The organism is Actinoplanes sp. NPDC051475 (assembly GCF_040689425.1).
Taxonomy (GTDB): domain Bacteria; phylum Actinomycetota; class Actinomycetes; order Mycobacteriales; family Micromonosporaceae; genus Actinoplanes.
Window position 1 is genome coordinate 184,795 of the sequence record NZ_JBFAZZ010000013.1, and the last position, 22,081, is coordinate 206,875.

The following is a 22,081-nucleotide window of genomic DNA, read 5'->3' on the forward strand; positions in this document are numbered from 1 at the left end:
GGAGTTCAGCCCTTGAGGGAGCCGGCGGAGAGCCCGCCGATGATGCTCCGCTGGAAGATCAGGAAGACGACGATCATGGGAAGGCTCGCGATGGCCAGGCCGGCCATGAACTCGGTCGGCGGCACCTGGCTGGTGTTGGCGAGCCGCGCCAGGGCCACGCTCAACGTCTGCGACTCGGGGTTCTGGAGCACCAGCAGCGGCCAGAGGAAGTCCTTCCACATCGCGACGATGATGAAGATGGACGTGACCCCGAGCACCGGCCGCGACAGCGGCAGGATGACCGACCACAGCTGGCGCAGCCTGCCCGCGCCGTCGATCGCGGCGGCGTCGAGCAGGTCGTCGGGGATCTGGTCGAAGAAGCGCTTGAGCACGTAGACGTTGAACGCGTTGGCGGCGGCCGGCAGCCACAGCGCCCACGGCGTGTTCAGCAGGTTGACGTGCAGCAGCGGCAGGTCCACGACCGTCTTGTACGCCGGCACGAGCAGCGCGGCCGCCGGGAGCATCAGGCTCGCGAGCATCGCGCCGAGCACGACTCTCCCGAAGATCGGCTTCAGCTTGCTGAGCGCGTACGCCACCCCGACGTCGACCAGCAGCGAGATGAGCCAGCCGCCGACCGCGTAGAACACCGTGTTGGTGAAGTACTTGGCGATCCGCATGTTCGTCCACGCCGTCGCGTATGTCTCCGGGTGCCAGGACTCCGGGATGAAGGTGGGGGTGCTCTGGGCGTACTCGACCGGCGACTTCACCGCGCTGCTGACCATCCAGTAGAGCGGGAAGAGGAAGACCAGCGTGAAGACCACCAGGGTCAGGCCGAGCACCGCGAGGTAGAGCCGGCGGTGCCGCTGCAGATCAACGGCGGAGATGAGGGTACGGCCGGCAGCGCCGTTGGTGGAGAGCCGCCGCTTGGGACGCGAAGGTACGGGTGCCGGCGCCGGGGCGCCGACCGGGGCTGCGGGCGGGGCGGTCAGGGTCATCGTGCTCTCCTCAGTCCCCGCTCCGGGTCAGCCGCAGGTACAGCGCCGAGAAGGCACCGAGCACCACGAACAGCAGCACGCTCATGGCGGCGGCGAGGCCGAAGTCGTTGTTGACGGTGAACGCGTAGCGGTAGACCAGCACCATCACGGTGATCGTGTCCGGGTTCGAGGTGCCGGTCAGGGCGTACGGCTCGATGAAGACCTGCATGGTCGCGATGATCTGGAGCAGCAGCAGGACCAGCATGATGAAGCGCATCTGCGGGAAGGTGACGTGCCGCAGCCGCTGCCAGATGCTCGCGCCGTCCAGCTCGGCGGCCTCGTACAGCTCGCCGGGGATGCCCTGCAGCGCGGCGAGGTACATCAGCGTGGCGCCGCCGAGGTTGGCCCAGGTGGAGACCAGCACCAGCGAGATCATCGCGGTGCCGGAGGACTGGGTCCACTGCGACTCCGGCAGGCCGGCCTCGCGCAGCAGCGTGTTGAACAGGCCGTTGCCCGGGTCGTAGAAGTACCTCCAGAGCAGCACGGCCACGATCGGCGGCAGCATCACCGGCAGGTAGACCAGCACCCGGAAGTAGCCGCTGAAGTGCCGGAACTCGTTGAGCAGCACCGCGATGAAGAACGGCAGGGCGAAGCCGAAGATCAGCGCGAGCCCGGTGAACAGCAGTGTGTTCTTCCACGCGGTGTAGAACAGCGGGTCGTCGAAGAGCGCCTTGTAGTTGTCGAGTCCCACCCAGTACGGCGGCACCACGAAGTTGTCCTGCTGGAAGCTCAGGATCACGCCCTTGACGAGCGGATACCACGAGAAGAAGGCGAAGCAGGCCAGGCCCGCGGCCAGGAACGCGTACGCCAGGAGGTTGTCGGAGATCTTGCGCCGCAGGCGGCCCGCGCGCGCCTCACGCGCGCGGGCCATCGTGGACAGGGAACTCACTTGACGCTTGCCAGGATCTGGTTGGCCTGCGTTTCAGCGTCTGCCAGCAGCTGGTCGACGTTCGCGTTCTTGTCCGTGAGAACCTTCTGCATCGCCACGTCGAGGGCTGCGTAGATCTGCTGGGCGTTCGGCGGCTCGAGCTTGACCGGGATCGCGCCCAGGCTCGCCACGAACGGCGCGTAGTTCTCCTGCGGGATGTTGGCGTACTTCTTGTCGGCAGCGGCCTGGGTCTGCGCCGCCGCGCCGGTGAAGATGGCCGGCTCGGGCAGGCCGACAGGCTGCTTGGTCTCGCTCGACCACTTGTTCTCGGCCTCGTAGCGGTCCGCCGACGTGAACCAGAACGTCAGCCACTTGAGACCAGCCTGGATCTTCTCGGGGCTGAGCCCGGCCTTGAACATGTAGCCCTCGCCGCCGCCCAGCGTGCCCTTGCCGTCCGGGATCGGGCCCAGGCCGTACGTCTCGTACTTGCCCTTGTACTGGTTGACGATCGTCGGGATGTTGTCGGCGGTGGCGAGGTACATGCCGAGCTTGCCGGAGCCCATCTGCTGCAACAGGTCGGCCCATTCGAGCAGCTGCTTCTGGCCCATGGCGTTGTCGGTCCAGCGCATGTCCTTGAGCTGCTGCAGGACCTGCTTGCCCTGGGGGCTGTTGAACGCCGCCTTCCAGGTGCCGCCCTGGTCGACCGCCACCTCGCCGCCGAGCGAGTAGAGCTCGGTGGTGAAGTGCCAGCCCCCGGTGTTGTTCTTGCTGTAGTCGCCGTAACCCACCGTGCCGTCACCCAGGCCGGCGATCTTCTTCGCGGCAGTTCGCACGTCGGCCCAGGTCTTCGGCGGGCTGTCCGGGTCCAGCCCGGCCTTCTTGAACAGGTCGCGGTTGTAGAGCAGACCCATCGAGTAGTTCTTGTACGGCAGGCCGTACGTGCCGCCCTTGTCGTCCTGGAACACCCGCAGCACCTCCGGCTTGAGCTGCGAGGTGATCGGGTAGTCCTTGAGGTACTTGCTGACGTCGGAGACCTGGCGCTTGGCGATGAGGTTGGCCGGGTCGGTGAAGTAGACGTAGAAGACGTCCTCGAGCTGCCCGCCTGCGAGCTTGGCCGGGAAGGTCTGCGGATCCATCTTGCCCTCGCGGGCGTCGATCTTGATGGTGGGGTTCGCCTTCTCGAACTCGGCGACGTTGGCGAGGAAGCGGTCGTGGGTGGCCTTCTCGGTCCCCGGCGGAAGGCCGTTGATCACCAGGGTGACCTTGCCGTCCTTGGACGTCGTCGATTCGTCGTCACCGCCGCAGGCCGCGGCCGACATGGCCACGCCGGCGACGAGCAGGAGCCCGAGGGCACTGCGCAGCCTTTTCCTGAACATGGGGGTTACGCCCTTCTCGCAGTCTGTTTCGTGGCGATGACGATACAAAGACAAACGAGGGCCCGCAAGAACTCGACGGATAGAAGAAAAAAGCTGACCGCTGTGGTCGGGCGCGCAAAGAAGAGGGCGGACCCGCCGGGCCCGCCCTGGTGAAGGTGATGAATGTGCTGGTCAGGCCGCCCGTGCGGGAGCCGGTGCCGGTCCGGTCGAGCCGCGCACCACCAGCTCGGGCTCGAAGAGCAACTCGTCGGTGGTGGCCGCGGCGCCCTCGATCTGGTTCACGAGTACGTCCACCGCGGCCTGGCCCATCAGCTCGATGGGCTGGCGCACCGTGGTGAGCGGCGGATCGGTGCACGTCATCAGCGCGCTGTCGTCGAACCCGACCACCGAGACGTCCCTCGGCACGTCGAGGTTGAGGCGGCGGGCGGCCCGGATCGAGCCCAGGGCGATCACGTCGCTGGCGCAGATCAGCCCGGTGGCGCCGCGCCGGATGAGGCGGGTCGCGGCGAGCCGGGCGCTCTCCATGGAGAAGCTCGTACGCTCGACGAGCCACTCCGCCGCCGACCCGGTCCACTGTGCCGCCTCAGCGACCGCCGCCAGCTTGCGCCGGGACGGGACGTGGTCCTCCGGGCCCAGCACCATGCCGATGCGCTCGTGGCCCAGCGACCGCAGGTGCCCGTACGCCTGCTCCACGGCCACGGCGTCGTCGGTGGATATGTGCGGGAAGCCGAGGCCCTCCACGCCCGCGTTCACCATCACCACGGGCATCCGCCGGTCGAGCAGTTGCTTGTAGTGCCCGTGCTCGGCGGCGGCCAGCGCGTACGACCCGCCGGCGAAGACGACGCCGGACACCTGGTGGTCCAGCAGCATCTCGATGTAGTCGCGCTCGGGCACGCCGCCGATCGTGCGAGCGCACAGGGCGGGGGTGAAGCCGCGCTGGGCCAGGGAGGCGGTGACCACCTCGGCGAGTGCGGGAAAGATCGGATTCTGCAGCTCGGGCAGGACGAGCCCGACCAGGCGGCCGCGCTCGCCGCGCAGCTTGGTCGGCCGCTCGTAGCCCAGGACGTCGAGGGCGGTGAGCACGGAGGCGCGGGTCGCCTCGGACACGCCGCTGCGGCCGTTGAGCACCCGGCTCACCGTCGCCTCGCTGACGCCGGCTTTCTTGGCCACCTCGGCCAGGCGTTTGATCACAGCGGAATCCTACGTCAGAAAGCTGCAAGACCCGAACTGAGTCTTGCAGCATACGACGGATTGCTGCCATGTCTTGCGGATGCTGTGAGTTCCCATCGCGAGCGGAATGCATTCCATACGCTCGAAGCAGGGCTGTCCCGCCGTCCGATTCGAGGAGGAGACCACATGGTCAGGAAGGGCTCCGCGCGAGCGGGTCAGGACGTACCGGCGCTTCTGCGTTCCCCCGAGATGGTGCTGGCCGCGCTGCACGCCGCCCCGACCGTGCTGATCATCGCCGACTCGAACGGCGACATCGTCTACCGGAACATCGCCGCTGATCAGCTCACCCGGCACACCATCGAGGAATACGGCGAAGGAGTGCTGCTGCACTTGCGGGACGGGCTCAAGAACATCATGCGGACCCAGACCGAATTCCCGCTCACCACGCACATCCCGATGGAGGTCAACGGCAGGAAACTGCACGGTGGCACCACCATCCACCGCTTCGCCGGCGGCTACGTCGTCACGTGGTCCGACGAGACCGACAAGGTCGAGGCGACCGAGCTCGTCAACTCTCTGGTCACCGAGCTGAACCGGGCCAGCAACGAACTCGCCGAGGCGGGCCGGCAACTGGCCGAGGCCGCCGGGCAGAGCGCCGAACGGGCCGACGCCATCTCGCGGAACTCCAGCGAGATGGCCGAGAGCATCCGGGAGATCGCCACCCGGGTCACGAGCGCGACGACGAGCACGGACACCGCTGTCGTGTCGGCGCGGACGACCGCCACCAGCATGGAACAGCTTCAGGGCTCCAGCCAGGAGATCGGCAACGTCACCAAGCTCATCATCGCCGTGGCCGAGCAGACCAAACTGCTGGCCCTCAACGCGCAGATCGAGTCGGCGCGCGCCGGGGCGGCCGGCAAGGGCTTCGCGGTCGTGGCCGGCGAGGTCAAGGAGCTGGCCGGGCGCAGCGCCGAGGCCACCCAGCAGATCATCCGCATGATCGAGGCCATCCAGGGCGAGAGCCTGCAGGCGGTCGACGGCATCTCCGGCATCGTCGGGCTGATCGAGAACATCGCCGAACAGCAGACCATGATCGCCGCAGCGGTCGAGGAGCAGACCGCGGTCAGTGCGGAGATGTCCGGCGGCATGCACGCCGTGGCCGAGTCCGCGTCCGCGGCAGCCCGCGGCGCCGAGACGGTGCTCGCCGCGGCCGCCAACCTCCGCGAGCAGGCGGACCGGCTCCGGCAGCTCACCGCCTGAACCCTCGGCTCAGGCCATGGCCACCCGGTTGCGGCCGCCTTCCTTGGCGAGATAGAGGGCGTGGTCGGCCCGGGCGACGAGAGTGTCGAGAATGTCGTCGTCCGGGTCGAGGGACGCCAGGCCCACGCTGATGGTGACCGTCACCGGCCCCGTCCGGGTCGGCACCGGTTCGGCCGCGACGGCCGCCCGCATGCGCTCGGCCAGCTCCGCCCCGCCGTCCCCGGCCTCCGGCAGGATGATCAGGAACTCCTCGCCGCCGTACCGGCCCAGCACGTCCGACGAGCGGATGACGCCGCCCAGCCGGGCCGCCACGTCCCGGATGACGTCGTCACCGCAGCCGTGGCCGTACCGGTCGTTGATGGTCTTGAAGTGGTCGATGTCGGCCATGACCGCGGTGAGCGGCCGCCGGCTGCGGCGGGCCACGCCGAACAGGGTCTCGCCCAGCTGGAAGGCGTGCCGCCGGTTGGCGATGCCGGTCAGCCCGTCGGTGGTGGCCAGCCGCTCCACCCGGCTGAACAGCTCGGCGTTGTCGTAGGCGCTCATGCCCTGACCGGCGAGCGTCGACACGACCTGGCGGTGGCCGTCGTCGAACTGCTCGCCGCCGAGGAACAGCACGGCGACCAGCCCCTCCCTGCTGCGCAGCGGGACGACGAGCCACGCCGCCGGGTCGCCGAGCACCTCCGCGACGACGGCGGGCGCGTTCGCCGCCCAGCCGCCCGAGACCAGCGAGGTCGTCACCAGGTCGGCCGTCTGGAGGTCGCCGGCGAGGGTCACCTCGTACCCGCATTCGACCGTGCCCGGTCCCGTGGCCGTCACCACCGTCAGCGCACTGTCACCGGCGCGCAGCAGACAGCTCCGGCTCGCCCCGGCCTGCTCGACCAGCGTGCCGGCGAGCCGGTGCAGGACCTCCTGCGGGTCGAGGATCGCGCTGAGCTCGGCGAGGCTGGACCGCAGCGTCTCGGCCAGCTCCTGCTGCCGGATCGCGACCTGGACCGCCAGCTCGAGCTGCGCCGCGCGGGCCGTTTGGAGCGCCACCGCGACATGGCTCGTCACCGTGGCGAGCACGTCGATGTCCTCCTCGGTGAAGACGCCCCGGGCCAGGCGGCTGTCGAGGTACACCACGCCGAGCAGCCGCGCTTTCAACTGCACGGGTGCCACCATGATGCTGCGCAGGCCGTGGGCGACGACGCTGCGCGAACCCAGGGCCGCGCCCTCCTCCGTGCCGGTCACGACCAGCGGCTCGCCGCTGCGGCGCACCCGGTTGAGCAGTGTGGAGCCGAAGTCGCTCACCGCGTCCAGCTCGGCTCCGGTGGCGTCGAGCCCGGCGTAGAGCGCGAGCCGGTCGTCGTCCCCGACGAGGAAGAACAGGGCCCGCTCGGCGCCGAAGATGCGCAGGGTCTCGGCGAGCGTCACCCGGGCCAGCTCGCGCGGGTCAAGCACGGTGGCCGCGGCAAGGGCCACCCGCTGCATCGCCTCCAGGTCGCGCTCCCGGGCGCGCTCCCGGGTGCGGTGGGAGGTGCCGCCGGCCGCCGTACTCGATTCCACCTCGCCGAACTCCGCACGGATCTGCTGCGCCCGGTGCTCCAGGCCGTAGGAGGTGGCGATGGAGTAGGCCAGGCGGGCCTGGCGCTGGGCCTCACCCGTGATGCCGAGCGCCCGCAGCGAGCGAGCCCGGATCCGGGACGCCTCCAAGGTCACCAGCGGGCTGTCGAGCGGACGGGCCTTCTGCTCGGCCGTGTCCGCGAGCTCCAGGGCGCCCGCCGGGTCGCCGGTGAGCTGGCAGAACCCCGCCCGGGCCAGCTGGTGGCCGACCTTGAGCAGCGGGGTGTCGGCATGCCGGCCCAGGTCCTTGATCGCCCGGCGGGCGACGGCGATCCGGGCCGGCCGTTCCTCGGCGGGCGCCAGGCGGCACTGCGCCAGGCGGCCGTGCGCCAGGAAGAGGAAGAAGTACTTGTGGATGGCCATCATCCCGGAGCGGCGCAGCCCGATCGCCTCGAACTCGGCGATCGCCTCGTCGAAGGGCGCGCCGAACTCGCCCTGTTCCACCAGGCTGTGCAGGGCCGCGACGGCCAGGTTCGCGCGCTGCGCAACCGCTGCGCCGTCACCGATAGAGGCTCGCATGGTCGCCAGGGCGGCCGCCGCCTCGCCGCTGTGGCCCTGTTGCGCCGGAACCATGACCCGCGCCATGCCGATGCTGGTGCCGTTGATCCGGCCGGCGGTTCCGGGCAGCAGGGACTCGCATTGCTGCAGCGCCGCCGCGGCCTCGACGGGCCGGCCCCGAAGGAGCAGCCGGATGACCACGGTGCCGAACCCGCCGAGCAGCTGGGCCGGGGCCAGCAGGCGGGCGTGCTTCTCCACCGCCTTCTCCCACGCCCCGCCGTCGTCGTGGCCGCCGAAGAGCAGGCCTGTGCCGCGGACCCAGTCCACGAAGGCGACCAGCACCGGGTCCGCCAGGTCGCGTGCTGCGCCGGCCGCCAGTGCCCAGCACCGCTCCGCCGGCCGGCGCCGGCCGATGAGCGCCGGCACGAGGCCGAGCAGCGCGTACGCCCGGGCGAAGTGCGGCCCGGGACCGAGCCGGTTGACCAGGTACAGCGTGCGCAGCACGTACACGAGGACATGGGGGACCCGCATGCCGATGACCGAGCCGTACGCGCACGCCTCGAGCAGCGATGCCCGGATCAGGAACTCCTCGCGCTGCCGGCCGCGTACCGTGCCGAAGCCGATCCCGGTGCGGCGGACGAACGAACCCGCGATCGCGGCACCGATGGTCGACAGCACCAGCCGGATCCGGCCGCTCGGCGTCGCGTGGCCGAGCTCGGCCAGCGCCGTGGAGGCCGCGGCGACCGCCTGGTCGTCCGCATATTCGATCGTGTGCACCTCGGCCATCGCGTTCCAGAGCTTCGCGCGCCACCACGGGTCGGTCTCCGTCTTCAGGGCCTGCTCGATGCGATCGCGGGCGGAGTCCACCCGCCCCACCCGCAGCGTCGCGGTGACGATCGCGTGGCGCACCTCCGAAGCCACCGGCAGGGAACCCGCCCGGGCCGCCTCCTCCGCCCGCTCCAGGAACCGCAGGGCCTCGGCCGGGGAACCGTCGGCAAGAGCGGTCTGCCCGGCCACCACGAGGGCGCGGTACAAAGCCGCCTCGTCTCCGTCGCCGGCACCGCGGACGTAGTGATCGGCGACCGAGTACGCGTGCTCGGCGTCCCGGGTGGCCGGATCCTGCGCCTCCACGACCTGGGCGATGCGGCGGTGCAGCCGGCGGACCCGGTCGGCGTCGGCGGAGTCGAGCAGAGCCGTACGGACGCCGGCGTGCACGAAGCCGTACCGCCCGTCCTCGCGGACCTCGAGGAGCCGCTGCGCCGTCGCGGCCTCGATGGCGATCGTCACCTCGCCGTCGCGGCGCTCCGCGGCGGCCGCGAGCACCTCGCCCCGGAACCGGTTGCCGATGCAGGCGGCCACGACCAGGACGTCCACGACCTCCGCCGGCAGGTCCGCGATCCGCGACACCAGCAGGTCCTTGCCCGCCGCCGGCAGCGCGTCCAGCCGCGAGTCGTCGAGCTTCCACGTCCCCCAGTACGGCGCGAGCAGCGCCTTGTCGACCAGCGCGCGCAGGTACTCGACCACGGCGAGCGGCAGGCCACCGGTCCGGGCGAGGACGTGCGCGGTGAGCGCGGGGTTGACGGCCGCGCCGGGCAGCCGCGAGCTGATCAGCTCCGCCGTCGCGCCCTGGCCGAGAGCCCCGGTGACCACCTCGGTGTCGAGCACGGCACCGTAGGCGGCCCGCAGCGGAGCGGCCGGAGCGCCCTCCGCCGCGGTGAGCACCACCAGCATCGGCGTGCCGGGCAGCAGGTCGGCGAGCCGGGCGAGGACCTGCCCGGACCGCTCGTCCAGGTCGTGGGCGTCGTCCAGGACCAGCAGGGCACCCGCGCCGCCCCGGGCCAGCTCGGCGAGGAAGACCGCGACGGTCTGCGCGAACTGGTCCTCGCCGGCCGTGGCACCCTCGGGGACGTCGGCGAGCACTGCGGCCAGCCGGGGGGAGAGCGCCTTCACCAGGCCCGCGCCGGCCGTCATCGCCGCGTCGCGGACCCGCTGGTGGGCTGGGTCAGTGCGCGGCAGGGCCGCCACATCCGCGAGGTGCTTCTCCACCGCTTCACGTACCGCCGCCAGCGGCCCGCTTTCCCCGGCGCACCGGGCGCTCAGCACCGCTCCGCCCGCATCGGCCACCACGTCGGCGAGGGCCTGGGCGAGGTGGCTCCGGCCGCCGCCGGCCGGCCCGCGGACCAGCGCCATCCCGCCGCGACCGGCCCGGGCCGACTCCCACCGGGTCCGCAGGACCTCCATCTCGGCCTGCCGGCCGCACAGCGGCCAGCGGTCCGAGGCGGTCACGGGAGCGGCATCGCCGGTATCGCAACACCGGGCCAGGTCGGCGAGCAGCTCCGGCGCGCCGCGGTAACGGTCGTCGGGGTCCTTCGCGAGCAGCCGCGTGATGACGGCGCCGAGCTGCGCCCCGGCCTCCGGTCGCAGGCCGCAGACGTCCGGTACGGCCTGCACGGCATGCATCCGCAGCAGTTCGCCGACGTTGTTCGCCTGGAACGGCGGCCGCCCGGTGAGGCACTCGTACAGCACCACGCCCAGGGAGTACAGGTCGGAACGGTGGTCCACCGGGCGCTTGAGCATCCCCGTCTGCTCGGGGGCCGCGTACACGAAGGTGCCCGTGGCGGTGTCGGCGTCGGAGGGCTGACTCGCCATCCCCGCGAGGCCGAAGTCGATCAGTTTCGCGGGTCCCACCGGCGGCACCATGACGTTCTGCGGCTTCAGGTCCCGGTGCACCACCCCGCCGCGGTGGGCGGCGGCGAGCGCGTCGGCCAGCTCACGGGCCAGCTGGACCACCCGGTCCACCGCGAGCGGCCCGTTCGCCAGGAGGCTCGCCAGCGACTCGCCCGGCACCAGCTCGGTCACCAGCGCGGGACGGCCCTCATGCAGGCCGGACGCGTACGTGCGCAGAATCCCGGGATGGTCCAGGCTCGCCAGCAGGGCCGCCTCCCGCCGGAGGTCCAGCACCGCATCGGGGGAGTCCGCCGCCGCGCCGCGCAGCAGCTTGACCGCGTACCGGTCGTCGCCCCGGCGGGCCAGGAAGACGCTGGTGTACGCACCGCGCCCCAGCTCCGACTCCAGCACCAACTCGCTGAGATCGGCTACCGTCACGCGCCTCACCATCCCGTCCTCAGCGTTCGTCCCTCCCATCGACCGCAGAGCGGTACGCCTGAGAAGGATGCGCCCGATTAGCCGGAAACGCCCGCGAACTCCCTGGGCAAGGTGCGATGTTGGTAATCGCGACGAAGGATGGGGCGGGATGCGATGAGTGAGTGGCAGACCGGTACCGAGGAGTGGTCCGAAGAGGCTCCTCTGGAGACCGGCCAGTACACGACGGACGTGCGGGACTCGGTGCACCGGCTCGCGGACGTCAGCAGCGACATGGCCACGGCGACCCGGTCGGCGGTGCGTGCGGCGGAGACGGCCGTCGCGGTCATCCAGCGGCTGGACGCGAGCAGTACCGAGATCGGCAAGGTCGTGCAGCTGATCGCCACGATCGCCAAGCAGACCAACCTGCTCGCGCTGAACGCCACGATCGAGGCGGCGCGGGCGGGCGAGGCCGGTCGCGGCTTCGCGGTGGTGGCGAGCGAGGTCAAGGATCTCGCGAACGAGACGGCGACCGCGACCAACGAGATCGGCGGGCAGGTGGGCGGCATCCGCGCCGACACCCAGAACGCGGTCTCGGCGATCGAGGAGATGCAGTCGCTGATCGAGGAACTGGACCGCTGCCAGAAGGTGATCAGCGGGATCGTGGCGGAGCAGCAGGCCGGCTGACCTCGCGCAGGAGGTCAAGCCGCTGCGTCGAGCCGCGCACGCAGGCTGTCGTCCACCTTGAGCTCGGCTGCGTCCATCGCCTCGTCGAGGCGCTCGACCGTGGTGGCGCCGAGGATCGGGTGCACCGGCGGGTTGCCGCCGAGCAGCCAGGCCAGCACGACCTGATGACGGGTCGTCCCCGTCTCGGCCACGACCGCGTCGAGGGCCGCGAGGCGCCGGGTGGTGCCCGGGTGGGCGTACGCCTCCTCGAGCCGGTCGGCGCGTGCGTACGCCCCGTTCACGAGCGTTGTGTACGCCCACAGCACGAGGTCGTCCGTGCCGCGTACGAAATCCAGGGTCTCCTCGGTGACGTGCACGTGCGCCGAGGATTCCAGCGGGGCGCCGGGCCGTGGCCGCAGATAGGAGTGCCGCAGCTGCAACGCGCTCCAGCCGGCCACTCCCTGCCGGGCGGCGGTCGCCCGGCCGCGCTCGACCCGCCACACCGCGTGGTTCGACGCGCCCAGCCGGCTCACCGCTCCCCGCTCAACCAGCTCGCCGAAGACGCCAACGGTCTCCTCCAGGGCCACCGACCGGTCCTCGATGTGCGCCCAGTACAGGTCGATCCGGTCGACGCCGAGGCGCTTGCGGCTGCCGTCGACCGCGCGCCGGACGACCGGCGCGGACAGCCCCTCCCCCGAAGCCAGGCCGAGGCCGGCAGCGGTGGGCTGGGCGCCCACCTTGGTGCTGATCCGCATCCGGTCGCGCAGCCCGGGGCGTGCGGCCAGCCAGCGGCCCACCACCTCCTCGCTCTGCCCGCCGAAGCCGCTCGGGTGGGTCCAGAACACGTAGTTGTCGGCGGTGTCGATCCACCGCCCGCCGCGCTCCGCGAACCGGTCCAGCAGGGCGAACGACTCGCGCTCGCCGATCCGGTTCCCGAACAGCATGGCACCCAGGACGATCTCGGTCATGCGGCCGACGCTGCCACCTGGAGCGCGCTCCAGGTCAAGGGCAGAATCGCGGGAATGGCCACTTACACCCCGGGCGAGATCGCCGAGCGGACCGGCTTCAGCCTCGACACCCTGCGCTATTACGAACGGATCGGCCTGCTGGCGGGCATCGCCCGCACCGCCGGTGGGCAGCGGGTCTTCAACGACGACGACATCGCCTGGCTGATGATCCTGCGCTGCCTGCGCGACACCGGCATGCCGATCGCGCAGATGCGCCGCTACGCCGACCTGAGCCGGGACGCGTCGACCGTCGCCGAGCGCCGGGAGCTGCTGGAGGAGCACGATGCCGGGATCGGCCGGCGAATCGACGAGCTGGTCCTGCAGCGCGCGCACATCCGTGAGAAGATCCGCTACTACCGGTCGCTCGGCGTGCCGGTTGGGGAAGAATAGGCGAATGGCCCGACGTGCAACGCGGCGCCGGCCGGTGGCCGCGCCTGGAATCGACGAGACCGCCGCCTGCCCCTGCGGGCTCGGTCAGCCGTACGGCGAGTGCTGCGGCCCCGCCCACCGCGGCAGCGCTCCCGCGACCGCCGAGGCGCTGATGCGCTCGCGGTACGCCGCGTTCGCGCTGGACGACGCCGACTACGTGCTGCGTTCGTGGCATCCCGACACCCGGCCGGACTCCGTCGAGGCGGACTCGGCGATGCGGTGGACCGGCCTCGACGTGCTGGAGGCGAGCGGTGGTGGCCTCTTCGACGCCGAGGGCGTGGTCGAGTTCCGCGCCCATTACCGCGACGGCGGCCGGCCCGGGGACATGCGCGAGCGCAGCCGTTTCGTACGGCACGACGGTCAGTGGGTGTACTGGGGTCCGCTCCTTACCGGCGGGACCCTCGCCAACAGCTGACCTCGTGTGATCTGCTGCAAGGGGATCATCGTCGGGAGGTCATCGTGTCGTCGCACCAACGGCCGCTGGAGCCGGGCATCGTCCGGGACTTCAAGGTCAATCTGTCGTACGGGAAATATCTGGATCTCGACCGGATCCTCACCGCGCAGCACCCGGTCAGCGTGCCCGAGCACCATGACGAGCTGCTCTTCATCCTGCAGCACCAGACGTCGGAGCTCTGGCTCAAGCTGGTCCTGCACGAGCTGCGCGCGGTCCGGCGGCAGCTGGCCGAGGACCAACTGCGGCCGGCGCTCAAGGGTCTGGCCCGGGTGAAGCACATCCAGCGCTGCCTCACCGAGCAATGGTCGGTGCTCGCCACCCTGACGCCCAGCGAGTACGCCGAGTTCCGCAGCTTCCTCGGCACCTCCTCGGGCTTCCAGTCCTACCAGTACCGCGCTGTGGAGTTCACCCTCGGCAACAAGGACCGGCGGATGCTGTCGATCTTCGACGACGATCCGGCGGCGCAGGAGATGCTGGTCGAGGCGCTGGAGACGCCCAGCGTCTACGACGAGTTCCTGCGCTTCCTGGGTCGCCAGGGCCACGACGTCCCGGTCGAGCTGTTGCAGCGCGACGTGACGCTGCCGTGGCGGTTCCATGAGGACTTGGTGCCCGTCTTCGTGACGATCTACGAGAACAAGGACAAGTTCTGGGAGGCGTACGAGGCCTGCGAGGAGCTCGTCGACCTCGAGGAGAATTTCCAGCTCTGGCGCTTCCGGCATCTGAAGACCGTCGAGCGCACGATCGGCTTCAAGCGCGGCACCGGCGGCTCCAGCGGCGTCGACTTCCTGCGCAAGGCCCTCGACCTGACGTTCTTCCCCGAGTTGTACGCCGTCCGTACCGAGATCGGCGTGGTGGAGCTGTGACGGACGAGCTCCTGGAGCGGGCCGAGGCGCTGGACGCCGCCGATCCGCTGGGGCCGCTGCGTGACCGGTTCCTCGCCCCCGCGGACTTCGACGTCGTCTCCTATCTGGACGGCAACTCGCTGGGCCGGCCGCTGCGCGCCACCGAGGAGCTGATGGCGCAGTTCCTCCGCGAGCAGTGGGCGGGCCGGTTGATCCGCGGCTGGACCGACGGCTGGCTGGAGTGGCCCCAGCGGCTCGGCGACCGGCTGGGCGCGATCGCCCTCGGTGCCGCCGCGGGGCAGATCGTGGTCGCCGACTCCACCACCGTGCTGCTCTACAAGCTGGTGCGGGCGGCGGTCGACGCCCGTCCCGGCCGCCGCCGCATCGTGCTGGACACCGACAACTTCCCGACCGATCGGTACGTTTGTGAGGCCGTGGCCGCCGAACGCGGCGCCGAGCTGGTCTGGGTCGACACCGACCCGTCCGCCGGCATCACGCCGGAGCAGGTGTCCGACGTGGTGGACGACGACACGGCGCTCGTGCTGTTCAGCCACGTCGCGTACCGCTCGGGCTGGCTCGCCGACGTCGCGGAGATCAACCGGATCGCGCACGCCGCCGGGGCGCTGACCCTCTGGGACCTGTGCCACTCGGCCGGCTCGGTCGAGGTCGAGCTGGACGCGTGGGGTGTGGACCTCGCCGTCGGCTGCACGTACAAGTACCTCAACGGCGGTCCGGGGGCGCCCGCGTTCGCGTACCTGCGGGCCGGCCTGCAGGACGAGGTGCGGCAGCCGATCTGGGGCTGGATGGGCCACCGGGCGTCGTTCGAGATGGGACCCGGGCACGAGCCGGCCCCGGGCGCCCGCGCGCTGCTCAGCGGCACACCGCCGATCCTGGGCATGGTGCCGCTGCACGCCAGCCTCGACCTGTACGAGGAGGCCGGGATCGCCGCCGTACGCGCGAAGTCCCTGCTGCTCACCGACTATGTGCTGGAGCTGGCCGACCGCTGGCTGGCGCCGCTGGGTGTCGAGGTGGCCGGTCCGCGCGAACCCGGCCGCCGCGGCGGTCACGTGACCCTGCGCCGACCCGGCTTCCACGAGCTGCTGGAGCCGCTGTGGGACCGCGGGGTGATCCCCGACTACCGCCGCCCCGACGGCTTGCGCATCGGCCCGGCCCCGCTGAGCACCGGCTTCGGGGAAATCCACCGGGGACTGGGTGTGTTGCGGGAACTGCTCGAGAAGCACCCATGACGTGGTGGGTGCCGGAATCGGTGTGGTGGGACGGGCGGCTGCACACCGGTACGGCGCTGCGCGACGGCGTGCTCGCCCCGGCCGGTAGCCTGCCGGCCGGGGAGGAGCGGGTTCGGCTGCCCGGCACCGTGCTGCGCGGGCTCGGTGACGCGCACGTGCACTCCGCCCTGGTGGACCTGCCGACGCTGCGGGCCGGCGGCATCGCCTGGGCGTGGGATCTGGGCGGCGCGCCCGGCGCGGTGGCGGCGGTGGCGGCCCGCCACCCGTGGCTGCGGTTCGCCGGGCCGTTCCTGACCGCGCCCGGCGGCTACCCCGGCGACCGGGCGTGGGCGCCGGCCGGGAGCTGCCGCGCGGTCCGCTCGGCGACCGACGCAGGCGAGGCGGTCGGTGAGGCGCACGCCGGGGGAGCGACGCTCATCAAGGTGACCGCGCACGCCGGCGGCCCGGTCCTGGCTCCGCCCGTGCTGACCGCGGTGGTCGCCGCGGCACACGAGCGGGACCTGCCGGTGGTGGTGCACGCCGAGGGGCCCGGGACGGTCGCGGCCGCGTACGAGTCCGGTGCCGACCTGCTAGCCCACACACCCTGGACCGAGGAGCTCGACGACGCGCTGGTGCGGGCCTGCGCCGCGCGGATGACGTGGATCAGCACGCTCGACATCCACGGGTACGGCAGCCCGGTGCCGGAGCGGGCCACCGCCGTCGGTAACCTCCGGCTTTTCCTCGGCCACGGCGGAAAAGTCCGGTACGGCACCGACCTCGGCAACGGCCCCCTGCCGCCGGCGATCAACCCGCGCGAGGTGCGCGCCCTGCAGGAGGCCGGCCTCACCCCGGCGGACGTCCTGGCGGCCATGACCGACCCCGGCCGCAGCGAGCTGAGCTGGCTGCCCGGCGGCCTCGACCTCGACCCCGCGCGCTTCGCCGACTCCCTGGCCACCGCCCGGGTACTGGGCCCCGAGGTCCGCCCCCGGCATATCGTCTGAACCATGCCTACGACAGTGGTGAGCGGCGCGACCGGCCGCCTCGGTGGCCGGGTCGCGGCCCGGCTGGACCGTCCGCAGCGGCTCCTCGTCCGTGACGCCGCACGCGCCCCGCGCATCGCCGGCGCCGAGGTCGCCGAGGCCGACTACGGTGATCCGGCCGCGGTCCGTGCCGCCTTGAAGGGCGCCGGGACCGTCCTCATGGTCTCGGCGTCGGAGAGCCTCGACCGCGTCGACCGGCACCGCGCCTTCGTCGACGCGGCGGCGGCCGCGGGCGTCGCGCACCTCGTCTACACGTCCTTCGCCGGTGCGCGACCGGACGCAACCTTCACCCTGGCCCGCGACCACTGGGCCACCGAGGAGCACATCCGCGCCAGCGGGCTGCCTTTCACGTTCCTGCGCGACAACCTCTACGCCGACTTCGTGCCGGGGCTGGCGGGCGAGGACGGCGTGATCCGCGGCCCGGGCGGGGACGGCCGGGCCGCGGTCGTGGCCCAGGACGACATCGCCGACGCGATCGTCGCGGTGCTGCGCGATCCGGGCCCGCACGCCGGCCGGACGTACGACCTCACCGGCCCCGAGGCGCTCACCTTCGCGGAGATGGCGGCAGCGCTCACCGAGGCCACCGGCTACGAGTTCCGCTACCACGACGAGACGGTCGAGGAGGCGTACGCGTCCCGCGCGTCCTACGGCGCACCGCCCTGGCAGGTCGACGCGTGGGTGAGCACCTACACGGCGGTGGCCGCCGGCGAACTGGCCATCGTGGACCCCGCGATCGAACAGCTCACCGGTCGGCGTGCCAGGACGCTCGCGGAGCTGCTGCACGCATCCTAGAGTCGGCGGGGTGAGACACGGCGGCATGGTGCGGCTCGACCGCGGCGACGAGACGCTCATCGGCGCGGAGTCACCGGTCCGCTACCAGCTCGCCTCGGTGAGCAAGCAGTTCACCGCCACCGCAGTCCTGCTGCTGGCGCAGGACGGCCGGTTGCGGCTGGACGACCCGCTCGGCCGGTGGTTCGCCGGGTGGCCCGGGGTGACCCTGCACCACCTGCTCGCGCACACCTCCGGGATCGGGCACTGGCACGACTACCCGATGATCGACCTCGAGCGCCGGGTCGGGCCCGCCGAGCTGGTCGAGACCTTCCGCCGGGTGCCGCCGCTGTTCGCCCCCGGGGCGGGATGGCGCTACAGCAGCCCGGCGTACGTGCTGGCGGCCCAGGTCGTGGAGCGCGTCGCCGACGTGCCGTACCGGGACTTCCTCGCCCGCCGGGTCTTCGGGCCCGCCGGCCTGACCGCGACGTTCGCCGGCTCGCCCGGCGACCTCGACGACATCGCGCCCGGGCACGACGAGAACGGCGAGCCGCTGCCGTCCTGGGAGCTGGACGTGGTCGGCATGGGCGCGGGCGACGTCTGGAGCACCACCGGCGACATGGTCGAGTGGATGCGCCGACTGTGGGCCGGTGACGTGCTGCGCGAACCCTTGCGCACGCTGATGCTCACCGAGCGCGCGGCGACGGGCAACGCCGACGACCATTCGCGCGGCTACGGGTACGGCTGGTTCGTGGGCACCTACAACGGCGAGCCGTGGTTCCAGCACAGCGGGCACAACGCCGGATACAAGACCTTCGTCGCCTGCCTGCCCGAGTCGGACCGGCGCCTCGTGCTGCTGAGCAACAGCGAGGCGCTGGACCCGTCGTCGATCTTCGCGCTGCTGGGGCGGCTGCTCTAGAGGTCCACGGTCTCGCCGGTCGCGGCGCTCATCCGGGCCGCGTCGAGGACGTCCATGTTCCGCACCGAGTCCCACGGGTCGACCGGCAGCGGTCCCTCGCCCCGTACCGCGGCCGCGAACGCCGGGTAGAAGCTGTCCCAGCGGCCGCGCTCGCTGCGTACGGGCGCGCCGGTCGTGCCGCGGTAGAGGCGGCCCCACGCGTGCTCCGGCTCGACGCCCCAGCGGTCACCGAGGGCGGCGGGGGAGCGGCCGGCCTTGAGGGCGGCCTCCTGACCGTCGATGCCGTCGACGATGTACGTGCCGGTCGTGCCCGTCACGCGGAAGCGGGGGCCCGGCGCCGCCTGTCGCCAGCTGCCCCACAGGTGCGACTCGACGCCGCTGCTGTGGTGCAGTGCCACGAAGACGTCGCTGTCGAGGTCGCCGTCGCCGCGCATCTCCGCGTACACCCGGGAGGCCGGGCCGAAGAGCAGGTGGGCCTGGTCGACGAGGTGGGCACCGAAGTCGAGCAGGGTGCCTCCGCCGGCGGCCGGCGGCTGCCGCTGCGGGTCCCAGCGCTCGAAGCGGGACTCGAAACGGCGGATCTCGCCGAGAACGCCCTCGGCCATCAGCCGGCGCACGGTGAGCAGGTCGGCGTCGAAGCGGCGGTTCTGATAAACGGTCAGCAGCACGCCTTGGTCGGCGGCAATGGTGGTGACCTCGCGGGCCGCCTCGGCGTCGAGCGCGAACGGCTTGTCGACGACGACGGCCAGCCCCTGCGCGATCGCCTCGCGGGCGAGCGAGGCGTGCGTCGCGGCCGGGGTCGAGATCGCCACGGCGTCGGCCCCCGCGGCGGCCAGGTCGGCGATCGAGTCGTACGCAGGCACCCCGGGATGGGCCTTGGCCAGCTCCGCGCGCCGCTCCGCCGAACGCGTCACCACACCGGCGAACTCGACGCCGTCCGCCGACGCGATCAGGGGTGCGTGGAAGATGCGCCCGCCCGAGCCGTACCCGACGAGGCCGATCCGTGTTGCCGTCATGTTTCGGAATCTTACAAACCGCGACCCCGGCCGGCCGTGACGCGGAACACGCCGCGTCCGGACGCGGCGCCGCAGGCCGGACGCCGGTTACGAAACGTGAACGCGGCGTGTCGGAAGGTTGACGTCTGCCCGTCGCGCGGCTCTTCCCGAGCCACCATGGGCGCCATGGAGCCCGCACAGCTGGACCGCACGCCGTTCGCGGACCTCGACCGGATGCCGCCCGACATGTTCGCCATGCTCGTGGCGGCGCTGGAGTCGATGTCCCGCCATCCCGAGATCCGCCGGGTCCGGCACACGGCCTGGGAGGCGCTGCGCCCCTCGCCCGGCCAGCGGCTGCTCGACGCCGGCTGCGGCGCCGGGGACGTGTCCCGGGAGCTGGCCACCGCGGTCGCCCCCGACGGCGAGGTGGTCGCGCTCGACTTCTCCGCCGCCACGCTGGCCGCCGCCCGCGCGCGGGACACCGGAGATGCCATCCGCTATGTCACCGGGGACGTCTGCGCGCTCGACTTCGACGACGAGAGCTTCGACGGGGTCTGGTGCGAGCGGGTGCTCCAGCACGTCGAGGACCCCGACGCCGCCATCGGCGAGCTGGTGCGGGTCACCCGGACCGGGGGCCGGGTCTGCCTGCTCGACACCGACTGGGCGTCGCTCGCCTTCGACGGCGTCGACGGCACGCTGGCCGGCTCGGTCATCGGCCACATGCACGGCCGGCTCACCCCGCGGCAGCTCGACATGGGTCGTACCCTTCGCCGCCGCCTGCTCGACCACGGCCTGGAGGACGTCGTCGCGACGCCGGTGACCTGCTACTTCCCCGACCCGGACTCGGCGGCCGTGGTGCTGCCGATGGTCAACCACGACGTGCCGGAGGGCACCTGGGCGAGCCCCGCCGGACTGCGCGACGAGTGGTTCACGCAGGTGGACTCGGCCGGGGAGCGGGGCGACTTCCTCGCCGTCCTGACCATCTGGGTGGTCGCCGGAACGGTGTGAGAGGCGGTATGTTACCGGCGAGTAGCTTCGAGAGGAGTGTCATGCCGACGCTGGACCGCCACGAGGACGTCTTCGTCCTCGACCTGGGTGACGGGGAGAACCGCTTCCATCCGGACTGGATCGCCGAGGTGAACGCCGCCCTGGACCGGGTGGAGGCCGCCGGCGGCGCCCGCGCGCTGGTCACCGCGGCCACCGGAAAGATCTTCTCCAACGGCCTGGACCTGGACTGGCTGGGGCGCAACGGCGACCGGTTCCAGGAGTACGCCGTCTCGGTGCACGAGCTGTTCGCCCGGGTGCTGTCGCTGCCGCTGATCACCGTCGCCGCCCTTCAGGGCCACACCTTCGCCGCCGGGGCGATGCTGTCGCTCGCTCACGACTTCCGGGTGATGCGCGCCGACCGCGGATACTGGTGCCTGCCCGAGGCGGACATCGAGATCCCGTTCACGCGCGGCATGTCCGCGCTGATCCAGGCCCGGCTGGCGCCGCGCACCGCGCACGAGGCGATGACGACCGCCCGCCGGTACGGCGGCAGTGACGCCCTGGCAGCCGGCATCGCCGACCAGGCGGTCCCCGAGGACGAGGTGCGGACCGCCGCGCTCGCGCTCGCCGCGGCGCAGGCCGGAAAGGCCGGCGACACCCTCGCCACCATCAAGGCCCGCATGTACGCGGACGTGCTGGACACGTTGCGCGACAAGGAGAACCCGCTGGGCTGACGTGGCTAGAGCAGCACCTGGGCCACCCCGGGCACGGACAGCGACCCTGCGACCGCGCCCGGGATCCCGTCGTCCAGGGGCAGCCACGTCACCGTCCCGGAATGCTGGTTGGCCACGTACAGCCAGTGGCCGGTGGGGTCGAGGGCCAGGTGCCGAGGCCAGTTGCCGCCGCATGCCGGGCCGGCCACCCGCTCGAGGCTGGTGCCGCCGTCGCCGGTCGCGAAGACGGCGACCGTGTCCGTGCCGCGGTTGCTGACGTAGACGTGCCGGCCGTCCGGTGAGACGGCGATCTCGCCCGGGTAGTTCTCGGCCCCGGTGTCGTGGGCCGCCGCGATCACCTGGCCCGGCTTGAGCGCGCCGTCGCTCCACCCGCACACGGTGACGGTCGAGTCGAGCTCGCCGGCCACGTAGGCCACCTCGCCGTTCGGGTGGAAGGTGAGGTGGCGCGGGCCGCTGCCCGGTGCCAGCGCGGTCCGGGCGACCTCGGTCAGTGTCCCGGCCCGGGCGTCCAGGGTGTACGTGAAAACGCTGTCGCGGCCCAGGTCGACGGCGAGCACGTACGTCCCCAGCGGATCGATCACCACCTGATGGGCGTGCGACTGCTGGCGGCGCGTGCCCTGCGGACGGGTGTCCGTGGCGGCGCCGACCGTGCCGTCGGTGCCGATCGGGTGGGTGACCACGGCCCCGGCGCCGTAGAGCGACACGAACAGGAAGCTGCCGCCGGGATGCACTGCGACGTGGGCCGGGCCGCCGCCGGTCGCGACGGTGTTGAGCACGGTGAGCTGCGCGGTGAGGGCGCTGACCGTGCCCTCCTCCTGCTCGCTGACCGCATAGAGGATGCTGCCGGCGGGGCTGGTCGCCAGCCAGGACGGGTCGCTCACCGCGGCCGTGGTGCCCTCGACGGCGGGCGCGCCGGTCGCCGGATCGATCCGGCCGCGGGCGATGCCGGGACCGCCCGCGGACGTATAGCTGCCGAAGTGGAATCCCGTCAACGCTGCCTCCTCGCCGGCGACCGCGGGCAGGGCCGTGGCGGCACCGGCCCCGGCGGCGGTCGTCGCGGCGGCGCCCCCCAGTTGGAGGAGGGCGCGCCGCGAGATCCTCAACCCATACACGAGTATCAATGTATAGGAGGGGGCGGCGCCGGCC

The 22,081-nt window shown here is 72.1% G+C and carries 19 protein-coding genes; 11 read left to right on the top strand and 8 right to left on the bottom strand.

All coding sequences use genetic code 11. The features are described 5' to 3' along the window. Positions 1 to 5 precede the first annotated feature (5 nt). The 4 genes from AB0368_RS26080 to AB0368_RS26095 form a co-directional block, all read right to left on the bottom strand. Positions 6 to 974, bottom strand: a complete 969-nt coding sequence (locus tag AB0368_RS26080) for a carbohydrate ABC transporter permease (RefSeq protein WP_366156586.1) — start codon at positions 972 to 974, stop codon at positions 6 to 8. Positions 975 to 984: 10 nt separating this feature from the next. Then, positions 985 to 1,884, bottom strand: coding sequence for a sugar ABC transporter permease (locus tag AB0368_RS26085; RefSeq protein WP_366156587.1), 900 nt, complete (start codon positions 1,882 to 1,884; stop codon positions 985 to 987). A gap of 14 nt (positions 1,885 to 1,898) precedes the next feature. Beyond that, on the bottom strand, positions 1,899 to 3,257 hold the full coding sequence (locus tag AB0368_RS26090) for an extracellular solute-binding protein (RefSeq protein WP_366156588.1): 1,359 nt from the start codon (positions 3,255 to 3,257) through the stop codon (positions 1,899 to 1,901). A gap of 171 nt (positions 3,258 to 3,428) precedes the next feature. After that, complete coding sequence (locus tag AB0368_RS26095) at positions 3,429 to 4,448, bottom strand: LacI family DNA-binding transcriptional regulator (RefSeq protein WP_366156589.1); 1,020 nt, start codon at positions 4,446 to 4,448, stop codon at positions 3,429 to 3,431. Between the two features lie 165 nt (positions 4,449 to 4,613). On the opposite strand from AB0368_RS26095, the gene AB0368_RS26100 reads away from it, so the two are divergent. Further along, positions 4,614 to 5,687, top strand: coding sequence for a methyl-accepting chemotaxis protein (locus AB0368_RS26100; RefSeq protein ID WP_366156590.1), 1,074 nt, complete (start codon positions 4,614 to 4,616; stop codon positions 5,685 to 5,687). 9 nt (positions 5,688 to 5,696) lie between these two features. On the opposite strand, the gene AB0368_RS26105 is transcribed toward AB0368_RS26100, so the two are convergent. Further along, positions 5,697 to 10,892, bottom strand: a complete 5,196-nt coding sequence (locus AB0368_RS26105; protein WP_366156591.1) for a diguanylate cyclase — start codon at positions 10,890 to 10,892, stop codon at positions 5,697 to 5,699. Between the two features lie 153 nt (positions 10,893 to 11,045). On the opposite strand from AB0368_RS26105, the gene AB0368_RS26110 reads away from it, so the two are divergent. Continuing rightward, complete coding sequence (locus tag AB0368_RS26110) at positions 11,046 to 11,555, top strand: methyl-accepting chemotaxis protein (protein ID WP_366156592.1); 510 nt, start codon at positions 11,046 to 11,048, stop codon at positions 11,553 to 11,555. Positions 11,556 to 11,569: 14 nt separating this feature from the next. Here AB0368_RS26110 and AB0368_RS26115 read toward each other — a convergent pair whose 3' ends face one another. Beyond that, positions 11,570 to 12,502: an aldo/keto reductase gene (locus AB0368_RS26115; RefSeq protein WP_366156593.1), complete on the bottom strand. Its 933-nt coding sequence runs from the start codon at positions 12,500 to 12,502 to the stop codon at positions 11,570 to 11,572. Between the two features lie 54 nt (positions 12,503 to 12,556). Between AB0368_RS26115 and AB0368_RS26120 the strand changes: the two genes are divergently transcribed. Genes AB0368_RS26120 through AB0368_RS26150 form a run of 7 tightly spaced genes read left to right on the top strand, consistent with a single transcriptional unit; the run spans position 12,557 to position 18,219 of the window. Beyond that, positions 12,557 to 12,931 (top strand): MerR family transcriptional regulator, encoded by a 375-nt coding sequence (locus tag AB0368_RS26120; RefSeq protein WP_366156594.1) that lies wholly within the window; start codon positions 12,557 to 12,559, stop codon positions 12,929 to 12,931. A 4-nt stretch (positions 12,932 to 12,935) separates the two neighbouring features. After that, a complete protein-coding gene (locus AB0368_RS26125; RefSeq protein WP_366156595.1) occupies positions 12,936 to 13,385 on the top strand; it encodes a YchJ family protein in 450 nt (149 codons plus the stop codon). 44 nt (positions 13,386 to 13,429) lie between these two features. Then, entirely contained in the window at positions 13,430 to 14,287 is an 858-nt protein-coding gene (locus AB0368_RS26130) for a tryptophan 2,3-dioxygenase family protein (RefSeq protein WP_366156596.1), read from the top strand. Next, positions 14,284 to 15,513, top strand: coding sequence for a kynureninase (kynU, locus tag AB0368_RS26135; protein WP_366156597.1), 1,230 nt, complete (start codon positions 14,284 to 14,286; stop codon positions 15,511 to 15,513). The genes AB0368_RS26130 and kynU overlap by 4 nt, the downstream gene beginning before the upstream one ends. Continuing rightward, positions 15,510 to 16,493, top strand: a complete 984-nt coding sequence (locus AB0368_RS26140; RefSeq protein WP_366156598.1) for an amidohydrolase — start codon at positions 15,510 to 15,512, stop codon at positions 16,491 to 16,493. The genes kynU and AB0368_RS26140 overlap by 4 nt, the downstream gene beginning before the upstream one ends. 3 nt (positions 16,494 to 16,496) lie before the next feature. Beyond that, positions 16,497 to 17,324: an SDR family oxidoreductase gene (locus AB0368_RS26145; protein ID WP_366156599.1), complete on the top strand. Its 828-nt coding sequence runs from the start codon at positions 16,497 to 16,499 to the stop codon at positions 17,322 to 17,324. A gap of 25 nt (positions 17,325 to 17,349) precedes the next feature. Next, the gene (locus AB0368_RS26150; RefSeq protein WP_366156683.1) at positions 17,350 to 18,219 is read left to right on the top strand and encodes a serine hydrolase domain-containing protein; all 870 of its coding nucleotides are present in this window, start codon (positions 17,350 to 17,352) and stop codon (positions 18,217 to 18,219) included. Here the strand turns inward: AB0368_RS26150 and AB0368_RS26155 are convergent. Beyond that, a complete protein-coding gene (locus tag AB0368_RS26155; protein ID WP_366156600.1) occupies positions 18,216 to 19,235 on the bottom strand; it encodes a Gfo/Idh/MocA family oxidoreductase in 1,020 nt (339 codons plus the stop codon). The two genes, AB0368_RS26150 and AB0368_RS26155, sit on opposite strands and share 4 nt — an antisense overlap. Positions 19,236 to 19,400: 165 nt before the next feature. Between AB0368_RS26155 and AB0368_RS26160 the strand changes: the two genes are divergently transcribed. Together AB0368_RS26160 and AB0368_RS26165 are read left to right on the top strand one after the other, a co-directional pair. Further along, positions 19,401 to 20,222, top strand: a complete 822-nt coding sequence (locus AB0368_RS26160) for a methyltransferase domain-containing protein (RefSeq protein WP_366156601.1) — start codon at positions 19,401 to 19,403, stop codon at positions 20,220 to 20,222. A 41-nt stretch (positions 20,223 to 20,263) separates the two neighbouring features. Further along, the gene (locus AB0368_RS26165) at positions 20,264 to 20,935 is read left to right on the top strand and encodes an enoyl-CoA hydratase-related protein (protein ID WP_366156602.1); all 672 of its coding nucleotides are present in this window, start codon (positions 20,264 to 20,266) and stop codon (positions 20,933 to 20,935) included. Between the two features lie 5 nt (positions 20,936 to 20,940). Here the strand turns inward: AB0368_RS26165 and AB0368_RS26170 are convergent, their stop codons facing one another. After that, positions 20,941 to 22,047, bottom strand: coding sequence for a lactonase family protein (locus tag AB0368_RS26170; protein WP_366156603.1), 1,107 nt, complete (start codon positions 22,045 to 22,047; stop codon positions 20,941 to 20,943). Positions 22,048 to 22,081 lie beyond the last annotated feature (34 nt).

Bases quoted from the DNA above. Each gene is read 5' to 3' on its own strand.
- AB0368_RS26080 (WP_366156586.1), bottom strand. From the start codon at position 974: ATGACCCTGACCGCCCCGCCCGCAGCCCCGGTCGGCGCCCCGGCGCCG.
- AB0368_RS26085 (WP_366156587.1), bottom strand. From the start codon at position 1,884: ATGGCCCGCGCGCGTGAGGCGCGCGCGGGCCGCCTGCGGCGCAAGATC.
- AB0368_RS26090 (WP_366156588.1), bottom strand. From the start codon at position 3,257: ATGTTCAGGAAAAGGCTGCGCAGTGCCCTCGGGCTCCTGCTCGTCGCC.
- AB0368_RS26100 (WP_366156590.1), top strand. From the start codon at position 4,614: ATGGTCAGGAAGGGCTCCGCGCGAGCGGGTCAGGACGTACCGGCGCTT.
- AB0368_RS26110 (WP_366156592.1), top strand. From the start codon at position 11,046: ATGAGTGAGTGGCAGACCGGTACCGAGGAGTGGTCCGAAGAGGCTCCT.
- AB0368_RS26115 (WP_366156593.1), bottom strand. From the start codon at position 12,502: ATGACCGAGATCGTCCTGGGTGCCATGCTGTTCGGGAACCGGATCGGC.
- AB0368_RS26120 (WP_366156594.1), top strand. From the start codon at position 12,557: ATGGCCACTTACACCCCGGGCGAGATCGCCGAGCGGACCGGCTTCAGC.
- AB0368_RS26125 (WP_366156595.1), top strand. From the start codon at position 12,936: ATGGCCCGACGTGCAACGCGGCGCCGGCCGGTGGCCGCGCCTGGAATC.
- AB0368_RS26140 (WP_366156598.1), top strand. From the start codon at position 15,510: ATGACGTGGTGGGTGCCGGAATCGGTGTGGTGGGACGGGCGGCTGCAC.
- AB0368_RS26145 (WP_366156599.1), top strand. From the start codon at position 16,497: ATGCCTACGACAGTGGTGAGCGGCGCGACCGGCCGCCTCGGTGGCCGG.
- AB0368_RS26150 (WP_366156683.1), top strand. From the start codon at position 17,350: ATGGTGCGGCTCGACCGCGGCGACGAGACGCTCATCGGCGCGGAGTCA.
- AB0368_RS26155 (WP_366156600.1), bottom strand. From the start codon at position 19,235: ATGACGGCAACACGGATCGGCCTCGTCGGGTACGGCTCGGGCGGGCGC.
- AB0368_RS26160 (WP_366156601.1), top strand. From the start codon at position 19,401: ATGGAGCCCGCACAGCTGGACCGCACGCCGTTCGCGGACCTCGACCGG.
- AB0368_RS26165 (WP_366156602.1), top strand. From the start codon at position 20,264: ATGCCGACGCTGGACCGCCACGAGGACGTCTTCGTCCTCGACCTGGGT.